The 21011-nt window shown below is 44.0% G+C and carries 19 protein-coding genes and 1 pseudogene; 3 read left to right on the plus strand and 17 right to left on the minus strand.

The genetic code is table 11. From position 1 onward, the window contains the following. Nucleotides 1-1205 precede the first annotated feature (1205 nt). From JJQ88_RS15725 to rpiA, 9 genes and pseudogenes are all read right to left on the minus strand, one after another. A pseudogene (locus tag JJQ88_RS15725) lies at nucleotides 1206-2035 on the minus strand (pentapeptide repeat-containing protein). Between the two features lie 772 nt (nucleotides 2036-2807). Continuing rightward, on the minus strand, nucleotides 2808-4799 hold the full coding sequence (locus JJQ88_RS15730; protein ID WP_210366994.1) for a penicillin-binding transpeptidase domain-containing protein: 1992 nt from the start codon (nucleotides 4797-4799) through the stop codon (nucleotides 2808-2810). 250 nt (nucleotides 4800-5049) lie between these two features. Next, nucleotides 5050-5445, minus strand: a complete 396-nt coding sequence (locus JJQ88_RS15735; protein WP_210366995.1) for a hypothetical protein — start codon at nucleotides 5443-5445, stop codon at nucleotides 5050-5052. A 26-nt stretch (nucleotides 5446-5471) separates the two neighbouring features. Continuing rightward, a complete protein-coding gene (locus JJQ88_RS15740) occupies nucleotides 5472-5606 on the minus strand; it encodes a GNAT family protein (protein WP_246861220.1) in 135 nt (44 codons plus the stop codon). Between the two features lie 1106 nt (nucleotides 5607-6712). Further along, entirely contained in the window at nucleotides 6713-7597 is an 885-nt protein-coding gene (locus tag JJQ88_RS15745; RefSeq protein WP_210367031.1) for a DMT family transporter, read from the minus strand. Between the two features lie 235 nt (nucleotides 7598-7832). Further along, nucleotides 7833-8165, minus strand: a complete 333-nt coding sequence (locus tag JJQ88_RS15750) for an IDEAL domain-containing protein (RefSeq protein WP_210366996.1) — start codon at nucleotides 8163-8165, stop codon at nucleotides 7833-7835. Nucleotides 8166-8240: 75 nt separating this feature from the next. Beyond that, nucleotides 8241-8660 (minus strand): RrF2 family transcriptional regulator, encoded by a 420-nt coding sequence (locus JJQ88_RS15755; protein WP_210366997.1) that lies wholly within the window; start codon nucleotides 8658-8660, stop codon nucleotides 8241-8243. Nucleotides 8661-8757: 97 nt separating this feature from the next. After that, nucleotides 8758-9150: a transcriptional regulator SpxA gene (gene spxA, locus JJQ88_RS15760; RefSeq protein WP_210366998.1), complete on the minus strand. Its 393-nt coding sequence runs from the start codon at nucleotides 9148-9150 to the stop codon at nucleotides 8758-8760. A 5-nt stretch (nucleotides 9151-9155) separates the two neighbouring features. After that, on the minus strand, nucleotides 9156-9827 hold the full coding sequence (gene rpiA, locus JJQ88_RS15765; protein ID WP_210366999.1) for a ribose-5-phosphate isomerase RpiA: 672 nt from the start codon (nucleotides 9825-9827) through the stop codon (nucleotides 9156-9158). 452 nt (nucleotides 9828-10279) lie between these two features. Here rpiA and nagE point away from each other — a divergent pair, with 452 nt between their 5' ends. After that, entirely contained in the window at nucleotides 10280-11734 is a 1455-nt protein-coding gene (gene nagE / locus JJQ88_RS15770; protein ID WP_210367000.1) for an N-acetylglucosamine-specific PTS transporter subunit IIBC, read from the plus strand. A gap of 300 nt (nucleotides 11735-12034) precedes the next feature. On the opposite strand, the gene JJQ88_RS15775 is transcribed toward nagE, so the two are convergent. Together JJQ88_RS15775 and JJQ88_RS15780 are read right to left on the minus strand one after the other, a co-directional pair. Beyond that, nucleotides 12035-13012 (minus strand): HD domain-containing protein, encoded by a 978-nt coding sequence (locus tag JJQ88_RS15775; protein ID WP_210367001.1) that lies wholly within the window; start codon nucleotides 13010-13012, stop codon nucleotides 12035-12037. Between the two features lie 178 nt (nucleotides 13013-13190). Continuing rightward, nucleotides 13191-13559, minus strand: a complete 369-nt coding sequence (locus JJQ88_RS15780; protein WP_210367002.1) for a hypothetical protein — start codon at nucleotides 13557-13559, stop codon at nucleotides 13191-13193. A 138-nt stretch (nucleotides 13560-13697) separates the two neighbouring features. On the opposite strand from JJQ88_RS15780, the gene JJQ88_RS15785 reads away from it, so the two are divergent. Beyond that, a complete protein-coding gene (locus JJQ88_RS15785) occupies nucleotides 13698-15110 on the plus strand; it encodes a LysM peptidoglycan-binding domain-containing protein (RefSeq protein WP_210367003.1) in 1413 nt (470 codons plus the stop codon). A gap of 310 nt (nucleotides 15111-15420) precedes the next feature. Here the strand turns inward: JJQ88_RS15785 and JJQ88_RS15790 are convergent, their stop codons facing one another. The 6 genes from JJQ88_RS15790 to JJQ88_RS15815 form a co-directional block, all read right to left on the minus strand. Further along, entirely contained in the window at nucleotides 15421-16185 is a 765-nt protein-coding gene (locus JJQ88_RS15790; RefSeq protein ID WP_210367004.1) for a MerR family transcriptional regulator, read from the minus strand. A gap of 237 nt (nucleotides 16186-16422) precedes the next feature. Then, the gene (locus JJQ88_RS15795; RefSeq protein ID WP_210367005.1) at nucleotides 16423-16650 is read right to left on the minus strand and encodes a sulfurtransferase TusA family protein; all 228 of its coding nucleotides are present in this window, start codon (nucleotides 16648-16650) and stop codon (nucleotides 16423-16425) included. 20 nt (nucleotides 16651-16670) lie between these two features. Continuing rightward, complete coding sequence (locus tag JJQ88_RS15800) at nucleotides 16671-17216, minus strand: carbonic anhydrase (protein WP_210367006.1); 546 nt, start codon at nucleotides 17214-17216, stop codon at nucleotides 16671-16673. Beyond that, nucleotides 17177-18880, minus strand: a complete 1704-nt coding sequence (locus tag JJQ88_RS15805) for a SulP family inorganic anion transporter (protein ID WP_210367007.1) — start codon at nucleotides 18878-18880, stop codon at nucleotides 17177-17179. Before JJQ88_RS15805 ends, JJQ88_RS15800 begins: the two co-directional genes overlap by 40 nt. A gap of 16 nt (nucleotides 18881-18896) precedes the next feature. After that, nucleotides 18897-19079: a hypothetical protein gene (locus JJQ88_RS15810; RefSeq protein WP_210367008.1), complete on the minus strand. Its 183-nt coding sequence runs from the start codon at nucleotides 19077-19079 to the stop codon at nucleotides 18897-18899. Nucleotides 19080-19571: 492 nt separating this feature from the next. Then, a complete protein-coding gene (locus JJQ88_RS15815) occupies nucleotides 19572-20099 on the minus strand; it encodes a cell wall hydrolase (RefSeq protein ID WP_210367009.1) in 528 nt (175 codons plus the stop codon). 635 nt (nucleotides 20100-20734) lie between these two features. Between JJQ88_RS15815 and JJQ88_RS15820 the strand changes: the two genes are divergently transcribed. Next, nucleotides 20735-20902 carry a hypothetical protein gene (locus JJQ88_RS15820; protein WP_210367010.1) on the plus strand — a complete coding sequence of 56 codons (168 nt, stop codon included), beginning with the start codon at nucleotides 20735-20737 and terminating at the stop codon, nucleotides 20900-20902. The last annotated feature ends 109 nt before the right edge of the window (nucleotides 20903-21011 follow it).

Below are 21011 nucleotides of genomic sequence, written 5' to 3' on the forward strand. Positions count from 1 at the left end.
CCAATCGAACTCAATAATCTCCCAATTATAGACGTTAATCTCCCGTTTGCCCATTTTTTGTAAATCCAGACCTGGAAATTAGCTTCCGCCTCATTAAAAATAACCAACAAGATCGAGTCCGCCGGCAAACTCCCTGGCATCGAATAAGAATATCCCACTGAAACTCATTATTCTCCCAAAAAGAAGCTGGAATCTCCTAATTCACACCGATATTCTCCCAATCCATCTCTATAATCTCCCAATTATAGCCGTTAATCTCCCGTTTGCCCATTTTTTGTAAATCCAGACCTAGAAATTAGCTTCCGCCTCATCAAAAATAACCAACAAGATCAAGTCCGCCGGCAAACTCCCTGGCATCGAATAAGAATCTCCCACTGAAACTCATTATTCTCCCAAAAAGAAGCTGGAATCTCCTAATTCACACCGATATTCTCTCAATCGAACTCAATAATCTCCCAATTATAGACGTTAATCTCCCGTTTGCCCATTTTTTGTAAATCCAGACCTGGAAATTAGCTTCCGCCTCATCAAAAATAACCAACAAGATCGAGTCCGCCGGCAAACTCGAAAATCTTACCATCAGGTTAGCGTGACTATAACTCTCACCCCATATGGGTCTACCGCATCTCTTGCTTTAAAGCCTGTAAAGATTGCTTCCTTTATCGTGGCCATGGGACCTATTGAAGCCGAAATGTTCTGGATTTTGCAGCCGAATACCTGTGATAACTCTTCTACCAAACCTTCCCTGTCCACGATTATCTTCCGCCCAGCGAGAATTGTTCCTTCACTGGCATCATCGATTGCATCGTGTCTGGAGCTCTACCCGAAATTTGTATGGAGTAGAAAGAAAAGTTCTCCTCTCTCCGACACTTACTTTCCATCCCGCTTTTCTGGCATTCTCACAAATTAAATCGTGTTGTTCTTTTGCCACTAGATACCCGATGTGGTCATAGACCGGTTTCTTTCCGTGCCCGAATGTAATATTTACTGCCCCTTTTCTTACTTCGATAATCCTAAACAAAATTTCCTTTTCTCGAAAATCATTCCATGTTAGTAATGGGTTGAATGTCTGGAATTCCCCATCATATTTGCCAGCCCGCAGCGATACACGGAACCCCTGTTCCACATAGAATTTTTCCGTTTCCTCTATGAACGGAGTCCAGAAATGCTAATGAAATAGCATGCAAGCCTTCCTCCTGACTATGTTATCCTTTCCAATGATCCGGGACTTTCAGGTGCGCTGGTATTTTTGTCTGCATGTTTCCATTGGCTGAGTTGATCTGGGCCTGTGTCAAGAAGATGCTTCCGGTAAGGTTCGCACCGCGAAGGTTCGTGTCCCTCATATCCGCTCCGATAAAATCCGAACATCTTAAATCAGCCTTGCTCAAGTCGGCAGCAATCAAGAATGCGCCCCTAAGGTTTGCTCCGCGAAGATCGGCTCCTCTCAATTTTGCTCCTATCAGGTATCCACTTTTCTTCAGCTTTGTTTTTGGCGTATATCCCAAACGGACCAATTCACTTGTTTTAAGAAGCAGCTCATTCACCTTTGCCCGATGGATTGGCAGATCGAGTGCTAAGAGGGCCTTTGGAGCAAGGCAGGCAATACCTTCAGTGTCTTCTTGTACATATGCCCCAAAGCGGGCGTCAGATCTTGTGTAGCTTCAAGTGACATAGCCTCTGCCAGGTAATAGAGCATTTCATGGATTTGCTGCATGACATGGAAAACATCGAACATTTCCCTCGCCAGCTGCGGATTATCCCTCCAGTCTTTCCCTTGGTAGATATTCCTGGACACCCTCTGGCCGGCACCGAAACATTCATACACGGTACAGCCGCGAAACCCTTTGTTCCTGAGATCATGGTGAATTCCGCAACGATTATCAGCCTGCAGGTGCCTGCATGGGATACCTCTATCTTTATTAAAAGCAAAATCAGCTGATTTTGCATATGGCAAGGCAGCACAGCACAATCCGAAGCAATTTTCACAATCAGCCGCCAAGTGGTACCCCCCGCTTTTTTCGCTGGCAGACATCATCAAGCTATTTCCTCCTTCTTATTCATCCCGTTTTTTAACTAAGCTGTAATAACCAAGCTTCAAGTTTTGATTTGGATCCTTTCCGAACTTGAAATCCTTCAATGCCATTTGCTGGATCTTCGTATATGCGACGATTGATTTTATTGAAACTTCTTCATCTATGTATTCACTCCTATCGGATGTAATGAGGGAGCTTTTCTAAAAAAATGGTTTCAACCAATTGTGCCAGCTCGGGATCCCCACGCACGATGGAATTCAGAAAATCCTCAATTCCCCCCGACAACTTTGCCGTATCCATGATCATTTGGCAGAAAAGTCAGATCTTGTCTCCTGATCGTCTCAATCTCTTTTTACTCATTTTAATATTTTTCACTATAAAAGGATTGAAAACTCGAAGCCATTGTCTATAAAAGCAGAGATAAAAAAAGACTGCCTGTCAAACAAAAGGCAGCCTCTTGAAATTGTTCAAATCCGGGGGCCGTGGCAGCTCCGACGGGAACATACCCAAAAAGCTGCTGAAGCCCTTATAATTTTCCCTCTGCGCGGTCGCAGGGCTCCAACTCTGCGAATCACCTTACCATTGCTCTTCCTGACCTGCAACCACAACTGCTTTCTGATCATTCCCTTTTATAAAAGCTTTCCTTACTTGTCAATTGCCAATTAATCATCAATCATAATGACTTCTCGAATATGCCCTCGTCCGCTTGTTGAAAAAAATACGCAGGATCAGCTGCCTTTTTAGCGTGCAAATCAGATTAGACGTGTAAAATCCTCACCAATTCTCATAGAATTTCCTTGTCATTTCAACCGGGATGTTGCTCCCGCCTCTGTTGTGGACGTTTTCTACAAGCATTGCCACGACCATGGCAGGATCTTTCTGGTCATATGAAACGAATGAGCCATTCTCCGTTCCGGTTGTGCCTTGCTTTGATTTTATTTCTGCTGTACCTGTCTTGCCTGCAATCTCCATTCCTTCTACAGCCGCTTTTTTGGCCGTTCCCTCTGTGACGACTTTCCTTAGATTCTTTTTCAGCAGCTGGGCATCTTCTTTCGAAAGCAAATCTGTTTTCCATTCTTTTTCCTTCTCGCCAAACAATAGGACGGGCTCCATCATGGTTCCCTCATTCACGATAACGCTATAGGAACTGGCAAGATGCAGGACACTCATTAACACTTCTCCCTGCCCGAATGAAGAGTCTGCCAGCTGGATGTCCGATTTGATTTTTCCGTCGTTCGAGACCTGTGATGGAGTAAGCGGGTAGTTAAAAGGAAGTTCTTCTCCAAAGCCGAATTCCTTAAGTCCGCTGATGAATTTATCTGCCCCAAGCTCCAATGCGGCCTGTGCAAAATAAATGTTGTCAGATAGCTTTATGGCACTTTCAAGATCAACAGTTTCATCATGCTCATTGACTCTTGTAACCTTGTAATTCCCCCATGAAGCATCCTTCTGCCACTGCTTCCCCGATATTCGGTAGACCTTTTCAGGATCGAAACCATTCTTCAATAAAACCGATGAGGTGATTGCTTTCATTGTCGAACCTGGCGCGTATGCAATAGTAAAGCGATTTAACAGCGGCTTTTTAGGGTTGTCGTCTAACTGCTTATAGTTTTTTGACGAAATGCCTAATTCAAATTCATTTGGGTCAAAAGAAGGACTGCTTAGCAAGCTTAGCACTTCCCCAGTCGCTGGATTGATGATACTCGCCGCACCTGCTTCCCCCTTCATCTGGCCGTACAGTGTTTTCTGCATTTCGGCATCTATCGTCAATTTTATGGTTTCCCCGTCTTTTTTGGGGATTTCAGCGGCTGTTACGACATCGCCATTCCCTTTAGCGATGTATATGCCGATTCCATTCTTTCCACGGAGCTTTTCCTCGTAAAGCTGCTCCACGCCCCTAATTCCGATTCGATCAGCTTTTGTATACCCTTTGTCTTTGAGTTTCTCCAACTTTTCCGCGGTAATCGTGCCTGTGTGGCCGATCAGATGGGCAGTTGCTTCAGCGAATGGATATTCCCTTGCCTCCGTTTTCGGTGCACGCACCCCAGGAATACTGACCATCTCCTGTGCCTTCTTTTGCTGGGTCAAAGGTACTTTCTTCAATGGAACGAACAAATCTGGCTTCACCCAGGGCTGATTCATTTGTTTCTCGATGTATTCCGGGGTCAATTCAAGGAGCTGACTCAGCTTACCTAAATCATCAGGGTTGAATTCCTGTGGTACAACCCCTACTTCATATGACTCTCCATTGATGGCCAGAGGCAAGTCATTGCGGTCATAGATTTCGCCGCGTATCGCCGGATCATTGACCAGTCGGACCTTATCCCCCTGTTGAAGATTCGGCAAAATGAATGAGGGGTTCCACTCGACAAACCAGTCTTCAGTCTCCTCTCTTTCCTCCCTCGTCAAGGTAACTTTCTTTTCATAGTCGATTTTGCCGGCAACCGTATCCATCTGGATCCTGATTGGCAGCTTCACTTTCTTTTTATCATCCCACTCTTTTTCATCTTTTGGTTCTTTGTAGGAAACCTTAACATTTTTCACTCCAAGATCATCGTAAAGGTTCTTATAGCGATCGGTGAAGTCTTCCTCCATGTATGTCTCCGTTGAAGTGGTAGCTAAATAATCATCGTACATTTTTTCAAAGTTTTGCTTATTCCAAAGTCCTATGTACTCCTTCAGCCGATCATCCGGCTGCGGTTTCTCCTGGCATGAAACCAACAAAAATGCGGCAGCTGTGATAAGTAAAAACATGATTTTTTTCATTTATCTCTTCCTTTTTTGTTTTGATTCCTTTAAATTTTCTTTTTCCCTAGGCTATGTTAAATTTGATTGTTGATTTCCACTCCATGCACTTCGACCGACAAGAAGTCCTAGTGCCGAATTTGCCGCAGGACGCGGCGGTTTTAGTCGGCCGCTTTCCGCGGACGTGCCGGAGAGCCTCCTTGGTCTCCCCCTGCCCAGTTAGCCCACGAGAGGCTGTGAGCCTTCCGCTCCAACCGACAGGTATCAATAATCAACGCTGGTCTTTAACATAGCCTTTCGCTAAATAACCGAGCAGCAAATAGAGCAGACCTGTCAACAAACTGTACATTCCGGCACGTATTCCCAGTGACCCGATAGAGTATAGCGCGAACATTGTAAGGACCATCCCTGTCAAAAAACAAAAGGGTGGATAAATGACGTGCCATATCTTATGATCCAACATGAATACCCCGATTACAGTCAATAGGCCGATTCCAAATAATATGACGAATATAAACAGCAAATGGTTGCTGTTTGACCCTGCCGCAGATGAATTTAAAGCCGATCCCGACATGTTGGCAAAAAGCCCTAAAAGGCCAATCCACAATCCGCCGATTATTACCATTAGCCCAACGATCACACCTATTGCTTTGGCATAAACGGTCATAATTCACCTTCCCCCATCGATTAAAGTTACATTTTCATCTCATTCGTTTTTGCCGGGAAGCCCATTTTCTCATAAAGGGGGCGTCCATCCTCTGAGGCATGCAGCCAGATTCTTTTTGCTCCCATCTTGCGGCTGTCTTCAATGCATAAGCCGCCTTGCAAGCCCTCTCCCCTTGAAATTTGGTACTGTATACATGTTCAGGATATAAGCTTCGATTCCTCCTGGATTGCCTGTATAAGGCGGGCTCCTGAATAAAACTATACCGCTGATTGCAACCGTCATTCCTGCCGCCATTGCCATAAAGTATACACAGACTCCAGATAGCATCGTTAGACATGAAACATATACATATTCAAACTTAATCTACGCCATAGCTTCCATTGAAAAGGATTCCAATACTGACATACCTACTCAAAAGTTTGAAGGAGATATTTCCCTTTTCAAATCCAGAGACATTCCTGTCCATCATCGACTATTTCGTTATCTGATCGGTGAATTCCTTTTTCCTTATATTAAAATGCAGCGTTTGCTATTTGGAAACTTTCATAATAGGATACTGCCTTATTCCTCCGATGATTTGATACAAGCTGAAGGGACATCTGTCCATCCCATGTCTGCTTCAATCAATCCATCTTCGTTCTGGCGTTTACGTACTGCACAAAAAATCAAGAATGCTTGACGAATTTCCAAAAGACAATCAATACCAAGGATAAAAGGACATTGCCAACGGAACATTACCAGCCATTCATAGACGGTAATATCCTGAATTTGCAGAATGGACGAAGGTTGAACCACAAAAGGGCATCACATAGCGATAAAACCGCACTGGCCAAATCCGTGCGGTCTCCCTTTTAGGCTTCGTCTTCTTTTTTCACTTTCAAATCTGCGAAAAAGGTACCGGCCAACAGTAAACTGAATGGCGATAAGAACAACAGAATCAACCCGTATAAAAAATTCTTTTCCATAAAGAAAGAGATTGAAGCGAAAAGACAAATTACAAAAGAAAAAGAAAAAAAGATTCCTGCGAAAAAGCTTTTGGCTTTTTCCGCTAAGTCAAATAGGAACAACAACCCAACCTCCATTTTTCAACATCTGCTGGCCAGAATGTCAAGACCGACTACCCTGGCCATTTCTCCATGCATTCAATTCCAATCCCCTTTTAATTCTGGCTTATCTTATGGAATAAGATATGTACCACTATTCTTTTTTCTTTTCCTCCTTCACTTCATCATTAGAATACCTGCCTATCAGTTTCCGTAATATCCTTTTAGGAAATTTGTTCTGCAACTTCTTTATTCTCTTTTTTACTAAAGGTCCAGTTCACAAGGAATATCCCTGTGAAAATCAATGCTCCACCGGCATATACATACCATTCCACGACTTCGCCAAGCAGCAGCCAGCCTGTCAGCACACCGAAAAAAGGTGCCAGGAACAGGAATGCGCTTGTCTTGCCTGGATCGCCTTGATTGATGAGATAAAACCAGATCGTGAATTGAACAATGGAGGCCATGATGGCGAGCCACAGAATAATGGCGATTGATGCCCCGTTGATCTCCAGGCGCGGGGTTTCAAGCGTTACTCCCATCAGTAATAATGCCGTGCCTCCGAACAGCATCTGATAGGCTGTCAGCACCCAGACATTGAGCTGGTGGCCCCATTGCTTGATCAGAATGGTCGCAATCGACCATGACACAGCCGCTCCCAACCCTAGTAATGTACCTGAACTGAATTGCATATGGAAGCCAAGCGTAACGAATACCCCAAGGATTCCGATTACCGCTCCCATCCATTGCATAAGCATATAACGGATTCCAAGGAAAATGGTGCCAAGGATCACCACGAGCAGCGGATTGGTAAAGGTCAGGATCGAGGATTCCCCGGCTGTAATGGTCCTTAGGCTGAGGAAAATACAGGCCATAACACCAGCAGTCTGGAACATGCCAATCGCGAATATTTTTGCCCAGTTCCTTAACGATGCCGGATGTGGTTTGTTCTTCACAGCCAATGCCATGATCAGTCCAGCCAAAGTAAACCTTAAGCCAACCAATAAAAGCGGGGATACATATACCAAACCCATTTTTCCAACCGTAAAAGAAGAGCCCATCAGAAAGGTCGTTGCGATGACAAGTATCCCGTACATGAATGGTGCCAATCCATTTTTGGGAGTGAAAATATCCATTTGATTGTCCTCCCAGCTAGTTTTTACTATAAGCATTATATAAATATTCTTCTTATGCAGACTGGATTCCTTTAGAATTTTCCATTAAATCAGGCAAAACGATTGAAAGGATACGACCTTAGGAGGGATTTAGCAGAGATCAAAATACAGAGCATTGCCCTGGCACACATAAAAAAAGACATCTCCAAAAGGAAATGCCTCTTATCCATTATTTCGCTCCACTAACGAGCTCCTCCATAGATTTCAGCTTAGAGGAGAGTTCCAGGAACCATTCCTCGTCTCCTGTCATCAGTGCAAGGTCGATCAGGAAGCGAATTTGTTCTTTATTTTTCACCTTGGCGGCTGGGATTCCTTCCACATATTTAAGGCCGATTACCACTGTTTGCCCGACAACTTCATCAATATCGCTTGTTACAACATTTATGTTCACGAGCCCGTTAATGATGTCCAAGGATTCGATATAGCCGAGGATCAATTCTCCTTCTTTCAATTTCGTTTTGACCCAATCGCCCCTTTTCAGGATTGGTTTTTCATCGAGCATCTTGTTCACCTGCCTGACAGTTTTTTTGAAACTGTAATATATTTCGTTACATTTGTTCCGTGGCAAAACCCAAGTTCAATCGACGGGCTTTGCCTTTATCAAATCAACAATTTCTTTAATGGAATACTTTTTCAGGTATTCCCCCAAATGCTCTTCGGCGCCAAGAAAAATGAAGAATAAAACTTCTCTCATGTTGGCCCCGACAATGCAGTCTTCGTTGGAATCCGGGCATTTCGGCTGGAGGGAGCCTTCAGATGTGAGTTTGTACAGATCCCACAGGGTCACTTCATCCAGATCAAGAGCAAAGAGAAAGCCGCCGCCGTTCCCTTCCTTGGACTTAATGATCCCGTTCTTTCTCAACAGACTCAGTACTTTACGGATCCGTACAGGGTGGACACCCGCACTTTCTGCAACAGCGTCACTGGTCGACATCCGGTCGGGCTGCAGCGCAAGAAGGGTTAAACTGTGTATCGCAAGTGTAAAATCACTGTTCATGTCCATACTCCTAACTTCTCGAATAAAACCGACTCAATCATTCTTGATGCATTACTGTAATGATAAATGTTACAGTTTTCATTGTCAAGTATGAAGCTTAATTGGCAATTTTCCATTCCAAGCCTGCGAAGATCCGAAGGCTACGGGGAAGGAAGCTGCGGATTTCTTCTTCGTTATACCCTACCTGCAGCCGCTTTTCGTCTAGCAGAATCGGGCGGTGGAGCATTTTGGGATTGTTCCGGATCAGTTTATATAAATCCTTCAATGGCAAGGATTCAAGATCCATATCCAATGCGCGGAATGTCTTGGATTTCGTTGATATGATCTCTTCCGTTCCATTTTCAGTCATCCGCAGGATTGATTTGATTTCATCAATTGTCAATGGGTTTGATGTGATGTTTCTTTCTGTGTATTCAATATGGTGTTCCTCTAGCCAAGCTTTTGCCTTCCTGCACGATGTACAGCTTGGGGTTGTAAAAATCGTTACCATAAATATTAACACTCCCTGGAGTTAACAATGATTTTGTTATTTTCTATTGTAATCAGTTGGCTAGCCATTCCAACAAACAAGCCATTTTCCACAACTCCCGGTATGCTATTCAAATGAGCTTCCAGTTCGGCAGGAAACTCAATTTCCCGGAAGTCGCAATCAACAATCAGATTCCCATTATCGGTAATGAACGGCTTTTCTTCCGCCATCCGTACTTTGGGAACAGCACCGAGGTTCTGGATTTTTTTCATTGTCATTTCATGACCGAATGGCACAATTTCTACTGAAAGGGGATAACTGCCTAACTTCTTTGCGAGTTTAGATGAATCCGCGATGACAATGAACTTGGCCGCCGCATTCGCAATTATTTTCTCTCTTAGCAGTGCTCCTCCACCGCCCTTTATCAGGTTTAGCCGATCATCCACCTGGTCTGTTCCATCAATTGCAAGATCGATCCCATGGATATCACGGAAATCTGTAAGCGGAATCCCAAACTTCCTAGCAAGCTCTGCCGTTCTTTTGGAGGTTGGAATCCCTTTGACTGATAAACCTTCTCTGACCGATTGTCCCAGCTTTTTTAGTGTGTAATAAACGGTAGAGCCTGTGCCAAGCCCGACAATCATTCCATCCTGGACATATTCTGCTGCCTTTTCGCCTACGAGTTGTTTTTCATCCATAAATCCCCCTCCTTTTTGCTGTCTTTTAGAGTTCCTGCTTTGAATTTCATCTTTACTTCAAGATATTTTCTCAAAATCAGTGATGTAAAACCCTTCAATACTGTAATAATAATTCTTACAGTTATTGTTGTCAAGATGCTTTTTTGATCTGCTCGTATGCCATCCTTAAAAACGGAATGATTTTTTTGCTATGCCCGTATCATAAAACAAGGAAATGCAATTATGAAAAAGAAATGAATTTGGACAAATCCTGCTATTAATTTCCACTGATATCTGATATGATTTTGGAAACGATTGCATTCTCCAATGACGAAAGGAGGGAAGAACTGAAAGCTCTTACTAAATCCAGCATCCTTGTTCAACTTTTTTGCTATTATTCATTTTTTTGCTTAAGAAGCGGGAATGTTTCGGATTTAAAGCATTAGAGAGAATTATTTAGGGGGAATTTGACAATGATGAAATATCTGCAAAGAATTGGCCGGTCGTTGATGCTTCCGGTTGCTGTTTTGCCTGCTGCAGCAATCCTTATGGGAATTGGTTACTGGATTGACCCTACAGGCTGGGGCGCAGAAAGCCCGATAGCTGCGTTTTTGATCAAGGCTGGATCATCCATCATCGATAACATGGCCATCCTGTTTGCCGTCGGTGTCGCGCTTGGGATGTCCAAGGATAAAGATGGCTCTGCTGCCCTAAGCGGCTTGGTCTCCTACCTTGTCATCACCACTTTGCTTTCAACGAACTCTGTGGCAATGCTGCAAGGCATCGCTCCGGAAGAAGTGAATGCAGCATTCGGAAAAATCGGCAATCAGTTCATCGGTATCCTTTCCGGTTTGGTGGCAGCAGCGATGTACAACCGCTTCAGCCATGTAAAATTGCCTGATGCGCTTGCGTTCTTCAGCGGAAAACGCCTCGTTCCGATCATGTCGGCCGTTTCCATGCTAGTGGTTTCCGCCATGCTTTTCTTTATATGGCCAGTCATCTTCACTGGACTGGTTTCGTTCGGAACTGCCATCAGTAAATTGGATTTTGCCGGTGCCGGGCTTTACGGGTTCTTCAACCGTTTATTGATCCCTACAGGATTGCATCACGCTTTGAACTCTGTTTTCTGGTTTGACGTTGCTGGCATCAATGATATTGGCAATTTCTGGTCTGGAAAAGGAACAAAAGGCGTGACAGGCATGTACCAGGCAGGATTCTTCCCTGTCATGATGTTCGGTTTGCCTGCAGCCGCATTGGCTATGTATCATACAGCCAAGACGAAAAAGAAAAAACAAGTAGCATCCCTTATGCTTGCAGCTGGTTTCGCATCTTTCTTCACTGGAGTTACAGAACCGCTTGAATTCTCATTCATGTTTGTTGCACCTGTCCTTTATGTTGTCCATGCTGCATTAACAGGGGTTTCCCTGGCAGTAGCAGCTGCCTTTAACTGGACAGCCGGTTTCGGTTTCAGCGCCGGTTTCGTTGACTTCGTCCTGAGCTCGCGCCTGCCATTGGCAAACGCACCTTACATGCTGCTCGTCCAAGGGCTGGTATTCGCAGTCCTGTATTACTTCCTGTTCCGCTTCCTGATCACCAAGTTCAACATCCTGACTCCTGGCCGGGAAGATGATTCCGATGAGTCAGAAACAATCCTTGCTGACCCTGTAGCAGATACAAAGGAAGACAAATTCACCGTGATGGCTGCTAAAATATATGACGGCCTCGGCGGCGACGCCAATGTCGTTTCCGTTGACAACTGTGTCACACGCCTTCGGGTCGAAGTTAAAGACATGGCTGCCGTCGATCAGGCAAAGATCAAAGCCACAGGCGTACCGGGTATCAAAATTGTCGGTCCAAACAGCATCCAGGTCATTGTCGGAACATCCGTCCAATTCGTAGCGGACGCGATTGAAAAAATGAGAAGGTAATTTCCTGCAGTATCTGTATTCCTTCCTCTATACCGTTATAATAGGAAAACTCGCTGATGGCGAGTTTTCTTTTTGTTTATCTCATAATTCCATAAAAGCTAAATCAAGGATGTTTGTGTCCAAATTTGCACGTTAGTCTATATGGGTATTTTCAAGTTCCTGTGAACTGTTGGCCTCTTGGTTGCGGGCGTCTGACGTGTATGGGATGAATCCATGTCTGCATGTCTTCCCTCTTCAGCTTTTTTTTAAAAAAACAAGCCGACTTCGATATTCTTTCAAAGATCATAGGATTTCTGTAATTCACCCTGAAATGACTTTTACAAACATTCCTTTTACTGCTTTATCGTATGCTGCATTGCCCAGGTGCCTCACTTTTTCCGAAAGGAAGGATGCCGGAACGAATTCATTATTATATAAGACGGATGGATCGAGCAAACGGATTTTGTTTCTTTTATGTAAATCGTAACTTTCACTATCCTCTTTTACTTGAATGCCATGATTCAAACCTGCCAGAAGTGACAGCAACTCTGTATCGCCGGAAGCCTTTATTTTTTGGATTATTGTTTGATCAGTACCAAGAAAATCGATCTCATCAATAACTTTACTTTCTATTGATTTTTTCAGTAACCTTGCAAGGGTAACATTTGCGTAGATATTCAAGGGGTGCATGAAAAAATCGATTACTTCTTTGTAATACGTTTCCACGAACCATTCGGCGATGGCAATATTGTTGAGACAGATCTTGCCGTTGCCAACGATCAGCTGCCCCAAAAAATGACTGGCTTCTTCCAGGGAAATATATCCATACTCATACATGTCCCGGAGAGTATAATCCACTCGATCCGCACATAAATCAGGTGCGGGCTGCTCAAGCAAATTCCACTTGGAAACATCCAGCAATAGATCTTCATAGTGGTAATCATGCTTCGCTAAAATCGATGGAATTTCCGAATTCTTGATGACAAAATGATAGATTGATTCATGATAGTCTTCATGATCATTTTCAAATACAAAGTCAACGACATGGGAAAATGCTGTATGGGATACATCGTGCAATAACGCGGCAATTTGTTCCTCGAGTGACCCGCCCAGCCGCCTGATTAACAGCATGACACCGATGGAATGGCAATATCGTGTCACATTCCATTTTTCATTCACTAAATAACTTGCTCCAGCCTGATGGATCCCCTTCAGTCTTTGAACTGGTTTTGACAGTATCAATTCTTCTAAAACTTTTTCGACTATGAAGTCTCCATATAAACAGTCTGATACCAGCATTTATTTCCCCTCCTACACCATATCCCATAAAGAGCTTATCAAAATACGCTTGTTCATCACAATACGAACCGGTAAATTCCATTCCCATGGCAAACAACCATTTGATTTGGATTACAGACCATAAAAAGACGTGTGCCAGTTCACACGCCAAGAATAATAACCTTTTTCCATTATAGTTTTAAGCTATTACTTTTTCATACTTAAAATAACTGATCAATTTCATCTCAACATGTTCTTTCCAGCCATCTAACGGTACATCCAATCCTTCAAGCAATTTATAGGCGTGCACCCACGCGCTCATCTCTTTCGTGATCCGGTATGACCAATCATTGAGCCATTTTTCATATTCCAGTTCCCCGTTGGCAAAATCAATCAAGTGCCCGATTTCATGAGCGAATGCATAGATATTTTCAAGTGTTGTCGAAAGCGGGACGGTGATCGACATGTCTGGATTGAAGCAGATTTTCTTCTTGGGATCGAGGATCACCTTGCAATCCATCTTTTCAGCCATTTCCACGAGCCGTAAAAACGTGGCATAAGATTCCATTCACTGTTCCCCTTTACTGAGTTTTTCTATTTATATACTTATATCGGCTGCAGTATACGAATTTTCCAGAAAAATTAGTAGGACAACTTTGGCTTTCATACCATTTTATAAGGACGAAAAAACTGGAGGAATGAAGATATGCAGATCCATACAGTCAGACAAGGAGACACCCTTTGGGGCATTTCTGAAGCTTATGGTTCGGAAGTAAATCAAATCGTGTCACTCAATGAGCTTGACGACCCAAACAGGCTGGTCGTAGGACAATCGCTCGTGATTCCACAAATAAACAGGGATTATGTTGTCCAGAGCGGAGATAGCATGTGGGGAATTGCCTCCCGATTCGGTGTATCGGTACAAGATCTTGCAAACTACAATAACATCACGAATCCATCTCTGATTTATATCGGGCAAATGCTGCAACTCCCTTATTTTCCCCATACTGTCAAGCGTGGAGAATCATTGTGGTCGATTGCTTCAAGGTATGGTGTCCATGTCAATCAAATTGCTGGCTCAAACAGCATCAGCAATCCTTCCTTGATTTTCCCAGGACAGACTTTACGGATCCCGGCACCCGCCAAACCAGTCATTGAAGTGAATGCTTACACAACGCGAATGGACGAACGTGGCCGGCAGGAAATCTTGAAAAGGGGAGCGCTGTTCACTTATATCTCTCCATTTTCTTATAGTGTCAGGGAGGATGGCTCCCTTTCGAGTTTGAGGGATACATTAGTGCTTGAGGCAGCAGGACCAACTAGAAGCTCCCCGTTAATGACAATTACGAATGAGGCCGATGGTTCATTCAATTCAGACCGGGCTGCAGCCATCTTACGGAATCCCGGGGTTCAGGACCGATTGCTGACAAACATAGTCCAGACAATGAAAGCAAAGGGCTATGCAGGCTTGAACATCGATTTTGAATACGTCTATCCGGAAGACCGGGAGAATTACAATTCCTTTTTGCGGAAAGCAGTAGCGAAGCTGCATCCTGAAGGCTATACTGTATCGACCGCGCTTGCCCCGAAAACAAGGGCTGATCAGCAAGGGCTGCTTTATGAAGCACATGATTATGAAGCACAGGGTAGAATCGTGGATTTCATTGTGTTGATGACGTACGAATGGGGCTGGGCAGGCGGAAGGCCATGGGCTATCGCGCCGATCAGCGAGGTCAGGAAGGTGCTTGATTATGCAGTCACCGCTATCCCTCGCGAAAAAATCCTGATGGGGATTCCCCTATACGGGCGGGACTGGAAAATCCCCTGGGTTCAAGGGACCTTAGCAACAACCGTCAGCCAGAAGGCCGCCGTCAACCTTGCTGCCGAGCACAGAGTGGCAATCGATTATAATGAAACGTACCAGGCGCCGGTCTTCCGCTACACTGACAGCAGGGGACAGCAGCATATCGTCTGGTACGAGGATGCGAGGAGCGTCCAGGCAAAATATGATATGGTCAAGCAATATGGACTTAGAGGAGTCAGCTACTGGGTTCTTGGCATCCCATTTCCACAAAACTGGCCGGTGCTCCAGAATAATTTCCGCGCAAGGAAGAAATGAAGTGAAAAACCTTAGATATCTGAAGCGTTCACTGAAAAAAATTCTTAATGGATAGGCTTGATTAAATTTGCCGATTGATTATCGCTCCGGGATGCTCGCTTTCCGCGGGGCGTGCGGTGAGCCTCCCGAGCGATAAAGCGCCCGCGAGGTCCCGCCTGCATGCTGATCCTCCCGGAGTCTCACACCTCCCGCTCCAATCAGAGAAGTGCTTCTGCTCAATACATCTGTACAAGAGAGATGAATTCATTGAGGGGATTGTGATGTAAAAAAGTCAAGGTGGACATTTGGCCATCAGTACGGCCTCATCCTCTCACTTTTCTTGCTCGGTATAAATAAGAATCGCATCTCTTAAAAATTTCGCAGCAGCTGGATGTTTCCTGCCATAATACTTGGCGAACCTTTCATCGTCCACATACATTTGGGCGATGCCAGCATGCGCTTCTTTTGTATATTTTCCCCAAAAAATGGTCAGCCATTGGCGATGAAGATCAGCTGTTTTTTGGGCAAGCTCGCCTGCTGGGTCTCTGGTGGCGAAAGCATCATTCAAGTTATCGAGGATTTCCTGTTCCAGTTTGTCTGCTTCGGCCAGCTTGGCCGCAGACATTCCCCTCAGCTGTTTGTTTGATTCCTCAATCTGTTCATCCCCATACTTTGCCCGGATTTCTTCCCCATACTTCCTTTCATTCTCATCAATCAACTTTTCTTTGAACGCTTCAAATTTTTCATGATTCTCCATCTTTATTCTCCCTTCTTTATACGCCAAGGTCTTTTCGACATTGGCGATCAATCGGTCTAATTGCTCTCTTTTTGCCAATAGGTTCTGTCTGTGTCCCTCCAACGCTTCCACCTCGTTAAAAGCGGGGGAAGACAGGATTTTCTTAATGGTCTCCAGGTCGACATCCAATTGTCTGTAAAAAAGGATTTGCTGGAGCTGGTCCACTTCTGCCTCTCCGTATATGCGGTATCCGGATGAATTCATCCTTGCCGGCTTGAGGATCCCAATTTCATCGTAATACCGTAAAGTCCGGCTTGTGACACCAGCCATTTGCGCGAGTTTCTGAATCGTATATTCCATGTGTTCACCTCCTGATACTTACACTTTACAGGTTGACGTAACGACAATGTAAAGAGTTTTTTTAAGGCTATGTATAATTTGATTGTTGATTTCCACTCCAGCAAGTATTCAAAAATCAACACTGGTCTTTAACATAGCCAAAATAAAAGAAGCATACCGGGAAAATTCCGTTCGTTATTGATTGCACCCATAGGAAAAACCCGCTAATTTCATAGCGGGTTTCCTGCTTGTTTCATTCTATGCTTTTTTCACCCAGAACTTAAACACTTCACCATCTTGTTCGGTCTTAAGGATTTCATGATTGGCTGCATCGGCCCAGGCAGGAATGTCCTTTGTAGACCCCTTGTCGGTTGTGTGGATTTCCAGGATTTGCCCTGATTCAAGCTGGTCCATCGCTTTCTTTGTCCTTACAATCGGCATTGGGCAAGCAAGCCCTTTTGCATCTAATACTTTTTCACTCTTCATGTCCATTCCTCCTTAAGTGTTTAGATGATTCTTTCCAGTTTTCCTGTCTCGATATCAAACAGACAGCCTCTTATTTCAACACCATGTCCATATTCTTTATATACAGGATGGTTCTTTAGATTTTCCACCTGTTTCAAAACATTGGCTTTTGACAATTCCGGATAAGAAATGCCGGCATCTTCTTGTGGGAGATTTGAATTGATGATATCAAGCCAACTCTTCAGTTCTTTATCCTCAAGGCCATCCCGTGCTGCCTTGATTCCCCCGCATCCGGTGTGGCCCTCGATGACAATTTCTTTGACTTTAAGGTATTTCAATGCATAATACAGGCTCGCTGTCAGGCTGTCATCTTCATGATGCACCTGGTTTGCGATGTTCCGATGAACAAAAATGGTCCCTAGCGGCAAGTCAGAAATGACAGATGGACTGACCCTGGAATCGCTGCAGCTAATAACAAAATAATCAGGAGTCTGCCCCTCTGAAAGCTTCTTGAAGTAATTAGGATCGGTGGTTATTATTTCTTTTACTAGCCTTTCATTATTGGCTCCAAGCTTTGCTTCTGCCATGGCATTCCCTCCTTGAGGCTATCGAGTGCCTGATTGATGGAAAGAAATCGGATTGCCTCTCCATACTTTTCCTCCCAGCCTGCCTTCCGTATCAAGTCCATGACTGGCCCTTTCATGCCAGCAATCATGACCTTGATACCACTATCCTCATATTCCTTCATCACTTTTTCAAGGGCATCGATCGCGACAGCATCCATCGCGTTCACGCCGGAAAAATCAAGGATGATCCGCTTTGTATCAGGGTTTTCGGCCACTTCATTTCTAAGCTTATCCTCAAAGAAAGTCATATTCGCAAAATACAGGGAGGCGTCGATCCTGAAAATGATGGTATCTTCGAGCGTCCTTGCCTCAGGATATCGCTTGATGTTGCGGAAGACATCTTCCCGTTCGATGTAACCAAGCTGGGCCACATGAGGGTAAGCACTTCTCCAAATAAATACTAGAAGAGAAAAAACAACGCCAATAATGATGCCTTTCTCGATGGTTGTTGTTAGTGTGGCGATAAAAGTAATGACAAACGTGAATCCATCAGCTTTTTTCACTTTGAACAAATGCGCCGCTTCCTTGAAGTCAATCAGGCCGTACACCGCTACCATGATGATTGCGGCAAGGGCGGAGTTAGGCAGGTAGTAGAACAAGTCTGTAAAGAACAGCAAGGTTACCAGGATGAGAACCGCAGTGATAATGGATGCTAGTCCTGTCCGGGCTCCTGATTGATAGTTGACGGCAGACCTTGAGAATCCTCCGGTTACAGGGTAAGCGGAGAAAAAGGATCCTGCTATATTGGCCATTCCAAGACCTCTTAACTCCTTGTTGGCATCGATTTTATAATTTTCCTTGGCTGCAATCGCCTTTGCGACAGCCACTGATTCCATGAAGCCAACGAATGTAATTGTAAGGGCGATGGGAAGCAGTCCAATCAAGGCATCCAATTCAAAAGCAGGAAGGGAGATATTCGGGATTCCTTTTGGAACCTCCCCTACGATGCTTACCCCTTTTTCCTCAAGATCGAAGAAATATACTGCCAGACTGCCAAGCAACACGACAAACAGCGGCCCAGGAAGCTTTGGCCACTTTTTCTTGACCAGGACGAGCAGCAAAATACTTGCGATTCCAATTCCAAAAGTGAAGAGGTTCGTCTGGCCGATTTTGGTGAAGGCCTCACCAAGCAAGAGGAAAACATTTTCTGTATTCTCAAGCTTGATTCCCAGAAGCTGCTTTAATTGCGATAGGCCGATGATGATGGCTGCTGCTGATGTAAAAGCAGTGATCACCGCATGCGATAAAAAGTTCACTAGAAAACCGAGCTTCAGCAATCCCATTGCCAGCTGAAACACCCCGACCATCAATGCCAGGAGCAGGGCAAGAGCAATGTATTCATCGGTCCCAGGCTCAGCCAGCATTGACACACCTGTCAAAACAAGCAGGGAAACCATCGCAACAGGGCCAACTGCTAGTTGACGGGAGGAACCCATCAATGCATAGATGATAAGCGGGATAGTAGAGGCATACAGACCGATTACCGGCGGGAGACCAGCCAGCATCGCATAAGCCATCCCCTGCGGGATTAACATGATGGCAACAATCAAACCTGCGGATAAGTCCCCTCTTAAATCTGATTTATCGTAATTCAGAAGCCAATCAGGCAGAATTTTCCTTATCAATGAACCTCACCCCTATTTAACATTTTGTATTTTTGTGGATCACAGTTTCAGCCAAAGGATGGTATTCCTTGCAATAATGTTCATTCGGACACTCCTTTGCGTATGCAGCCTTTGTCCATGAATCTTTTTTCAGGATTAGCGACTCTCCGCAAATTGGGCATCTGTCCTTTAAAAAGTTCAGCTTGCTGACTTTGTTCATTTTTTCCACCCTCTCAGTGTTATTATGATTTCAAAAAGGATTTTTATTACCCGGAAACTGTATGTTGTCTCTTTTGCTGCTAAAGTATAAAAGCTGTGTGACTTTCTTTTTGGTACCGCTTTCATTTTCACTAAAAAATTTTAGTCACTTCATTTACTCTCTCCCTGTTCTGTCAGTCAGTAATGATGAAATCGGATTAATACCCTTACCCCTATGAGTATATTACAAACTTAATTGGTTTTCGTCAAGCTATGTATGCGAAATTATTTTAAAAATGATTTTAATAACTCGAAGTTCACTCTTCCAAATACAAAAAAGCCACACATGGGGTTTATCCCACTGTGCAGCTTTGGTCCTTGAGGAAGTCAATTCTGGTTCTCCCTGCCTGTATTTCCTCAGAATCCTCTGTCTTGCCCCCGATGTAAATCGGTAAATTACTCTAATACTGAGCCGTTAACGATTCACTTTACTACCTTCCGGCAGCACTGCATTTTAAATCGCGAAAGAATGATTGCCAATCTTTTTCATAACATCTCGACTAAATATCCAGTCACTGGTTGCCGTGTCAGGATTATAAAAATATAGCAACTGATCGTAGGCCTCTCCATCCGTTACCGCTTTTTCAACGGCTTGGACGGCATCGCCGTCTGCTGGTTTGTTGATGGACCCATTCGAGACAGGTTCGAACGCATTCCGTTCATATATGACCTCCCTGATGCTATCAGGGAAATGCTTATGCTCAACCCGATTCAAGACTACAGCAGCTACAGCTACCTTCCCTTCAAAAGGTTCTCCTTTTGCTTCCGCATGGACCAGTCTTGCGAGTAAATTCTTTTCTTCTTCAGTAATAAAGCGCGAATCTGTCACGGAGGATTCCTTTAAGTCAATATTGTGTTGCTTCTGGGTTAAATCTTCGTGATCGGTCACTTTCGTTTTTGCTTTTAGCTGTACATCAGCCAATACAGTGTATGACCCGGCAAAAAGAGAAAGCGCGATCACTAAAGAGAGAATTTTTTTCATCCCTTTATCCCTCCTGTCCATTATTCTGTAAAAACAGGCCATCTTCAAGGCTACCAGTTCCACAAGAATAAAACATTAGTGAATAACCGGTCAATCTTCCACCTTTTTCGCTCGCTGTCATTTGTCCTCAAAATCACCATTCTTCGTTAACTATGGAAAATCCGGCCGATTCCCTTTATTTTTCATCCAATAAAAAAAGAGGAGCCGTTTTCAACTCCCCTGCATGGATCCCACTCTTTAAGCCCTTGAAACCTATCTTGTTCCCTTATTGGATCTTTTGCTTTCTTGCCAATTCATTTTATTCGAAAAAGTCCCGATGCTTCCTTGGAGGGTTTTTGTTCATCCAACCCCTGGATCCCGGTCATCCACATAGTTCCTGCCGGCAATCATTCCTTTATGTCCATATTTCTGCATACTAGCTTTAGGATTCAATTCTTTTCTACTATCCATATATGATTTCATTTTTGTATTATCTATTTTAACGCATCTGTCTTGTTTGTATCTCCGCATTCTTATCCGTGCACAACCCAATATAAAATCAAGGTTTTAAAGCAAGCGAGAATAAATTGCTTTTTTCAACAAATCCTAAATAAAGGAAGGATGGCTCGCAAAATACCCTGGATAATAGGAGGAGGATGTTCTGGAAGATTTTCACGGCACCCTTGCCGGTTCACCCCATCTTTTTAAGCCTTTTGATGAACAAGATGATGTTTAACCACTTACAAGTGTTGAAAAGGAAAATTGCAGCTGAACTGGGGAGCGAACTGGATGCCGAATCTCCAGCACATGTGAATGGATACTAGGATGAAACTAATCCACTACTCCCAAACGCAACTGGGATTAATAATGGCCGAACCAGGCAGGGGGAAGAATGACACAGAAGCTGTTCCACCGTTTGACAAATGGTCAGTA

Origin of the sequence: Bacillus sp. REN3 (genome assembly GCF_017912555.1) — a bacterium.
Lineage (GTDB): Bacteria > Bacillota > Bacilli > Bacillales > Cytobacillaceae > Mesobacillus.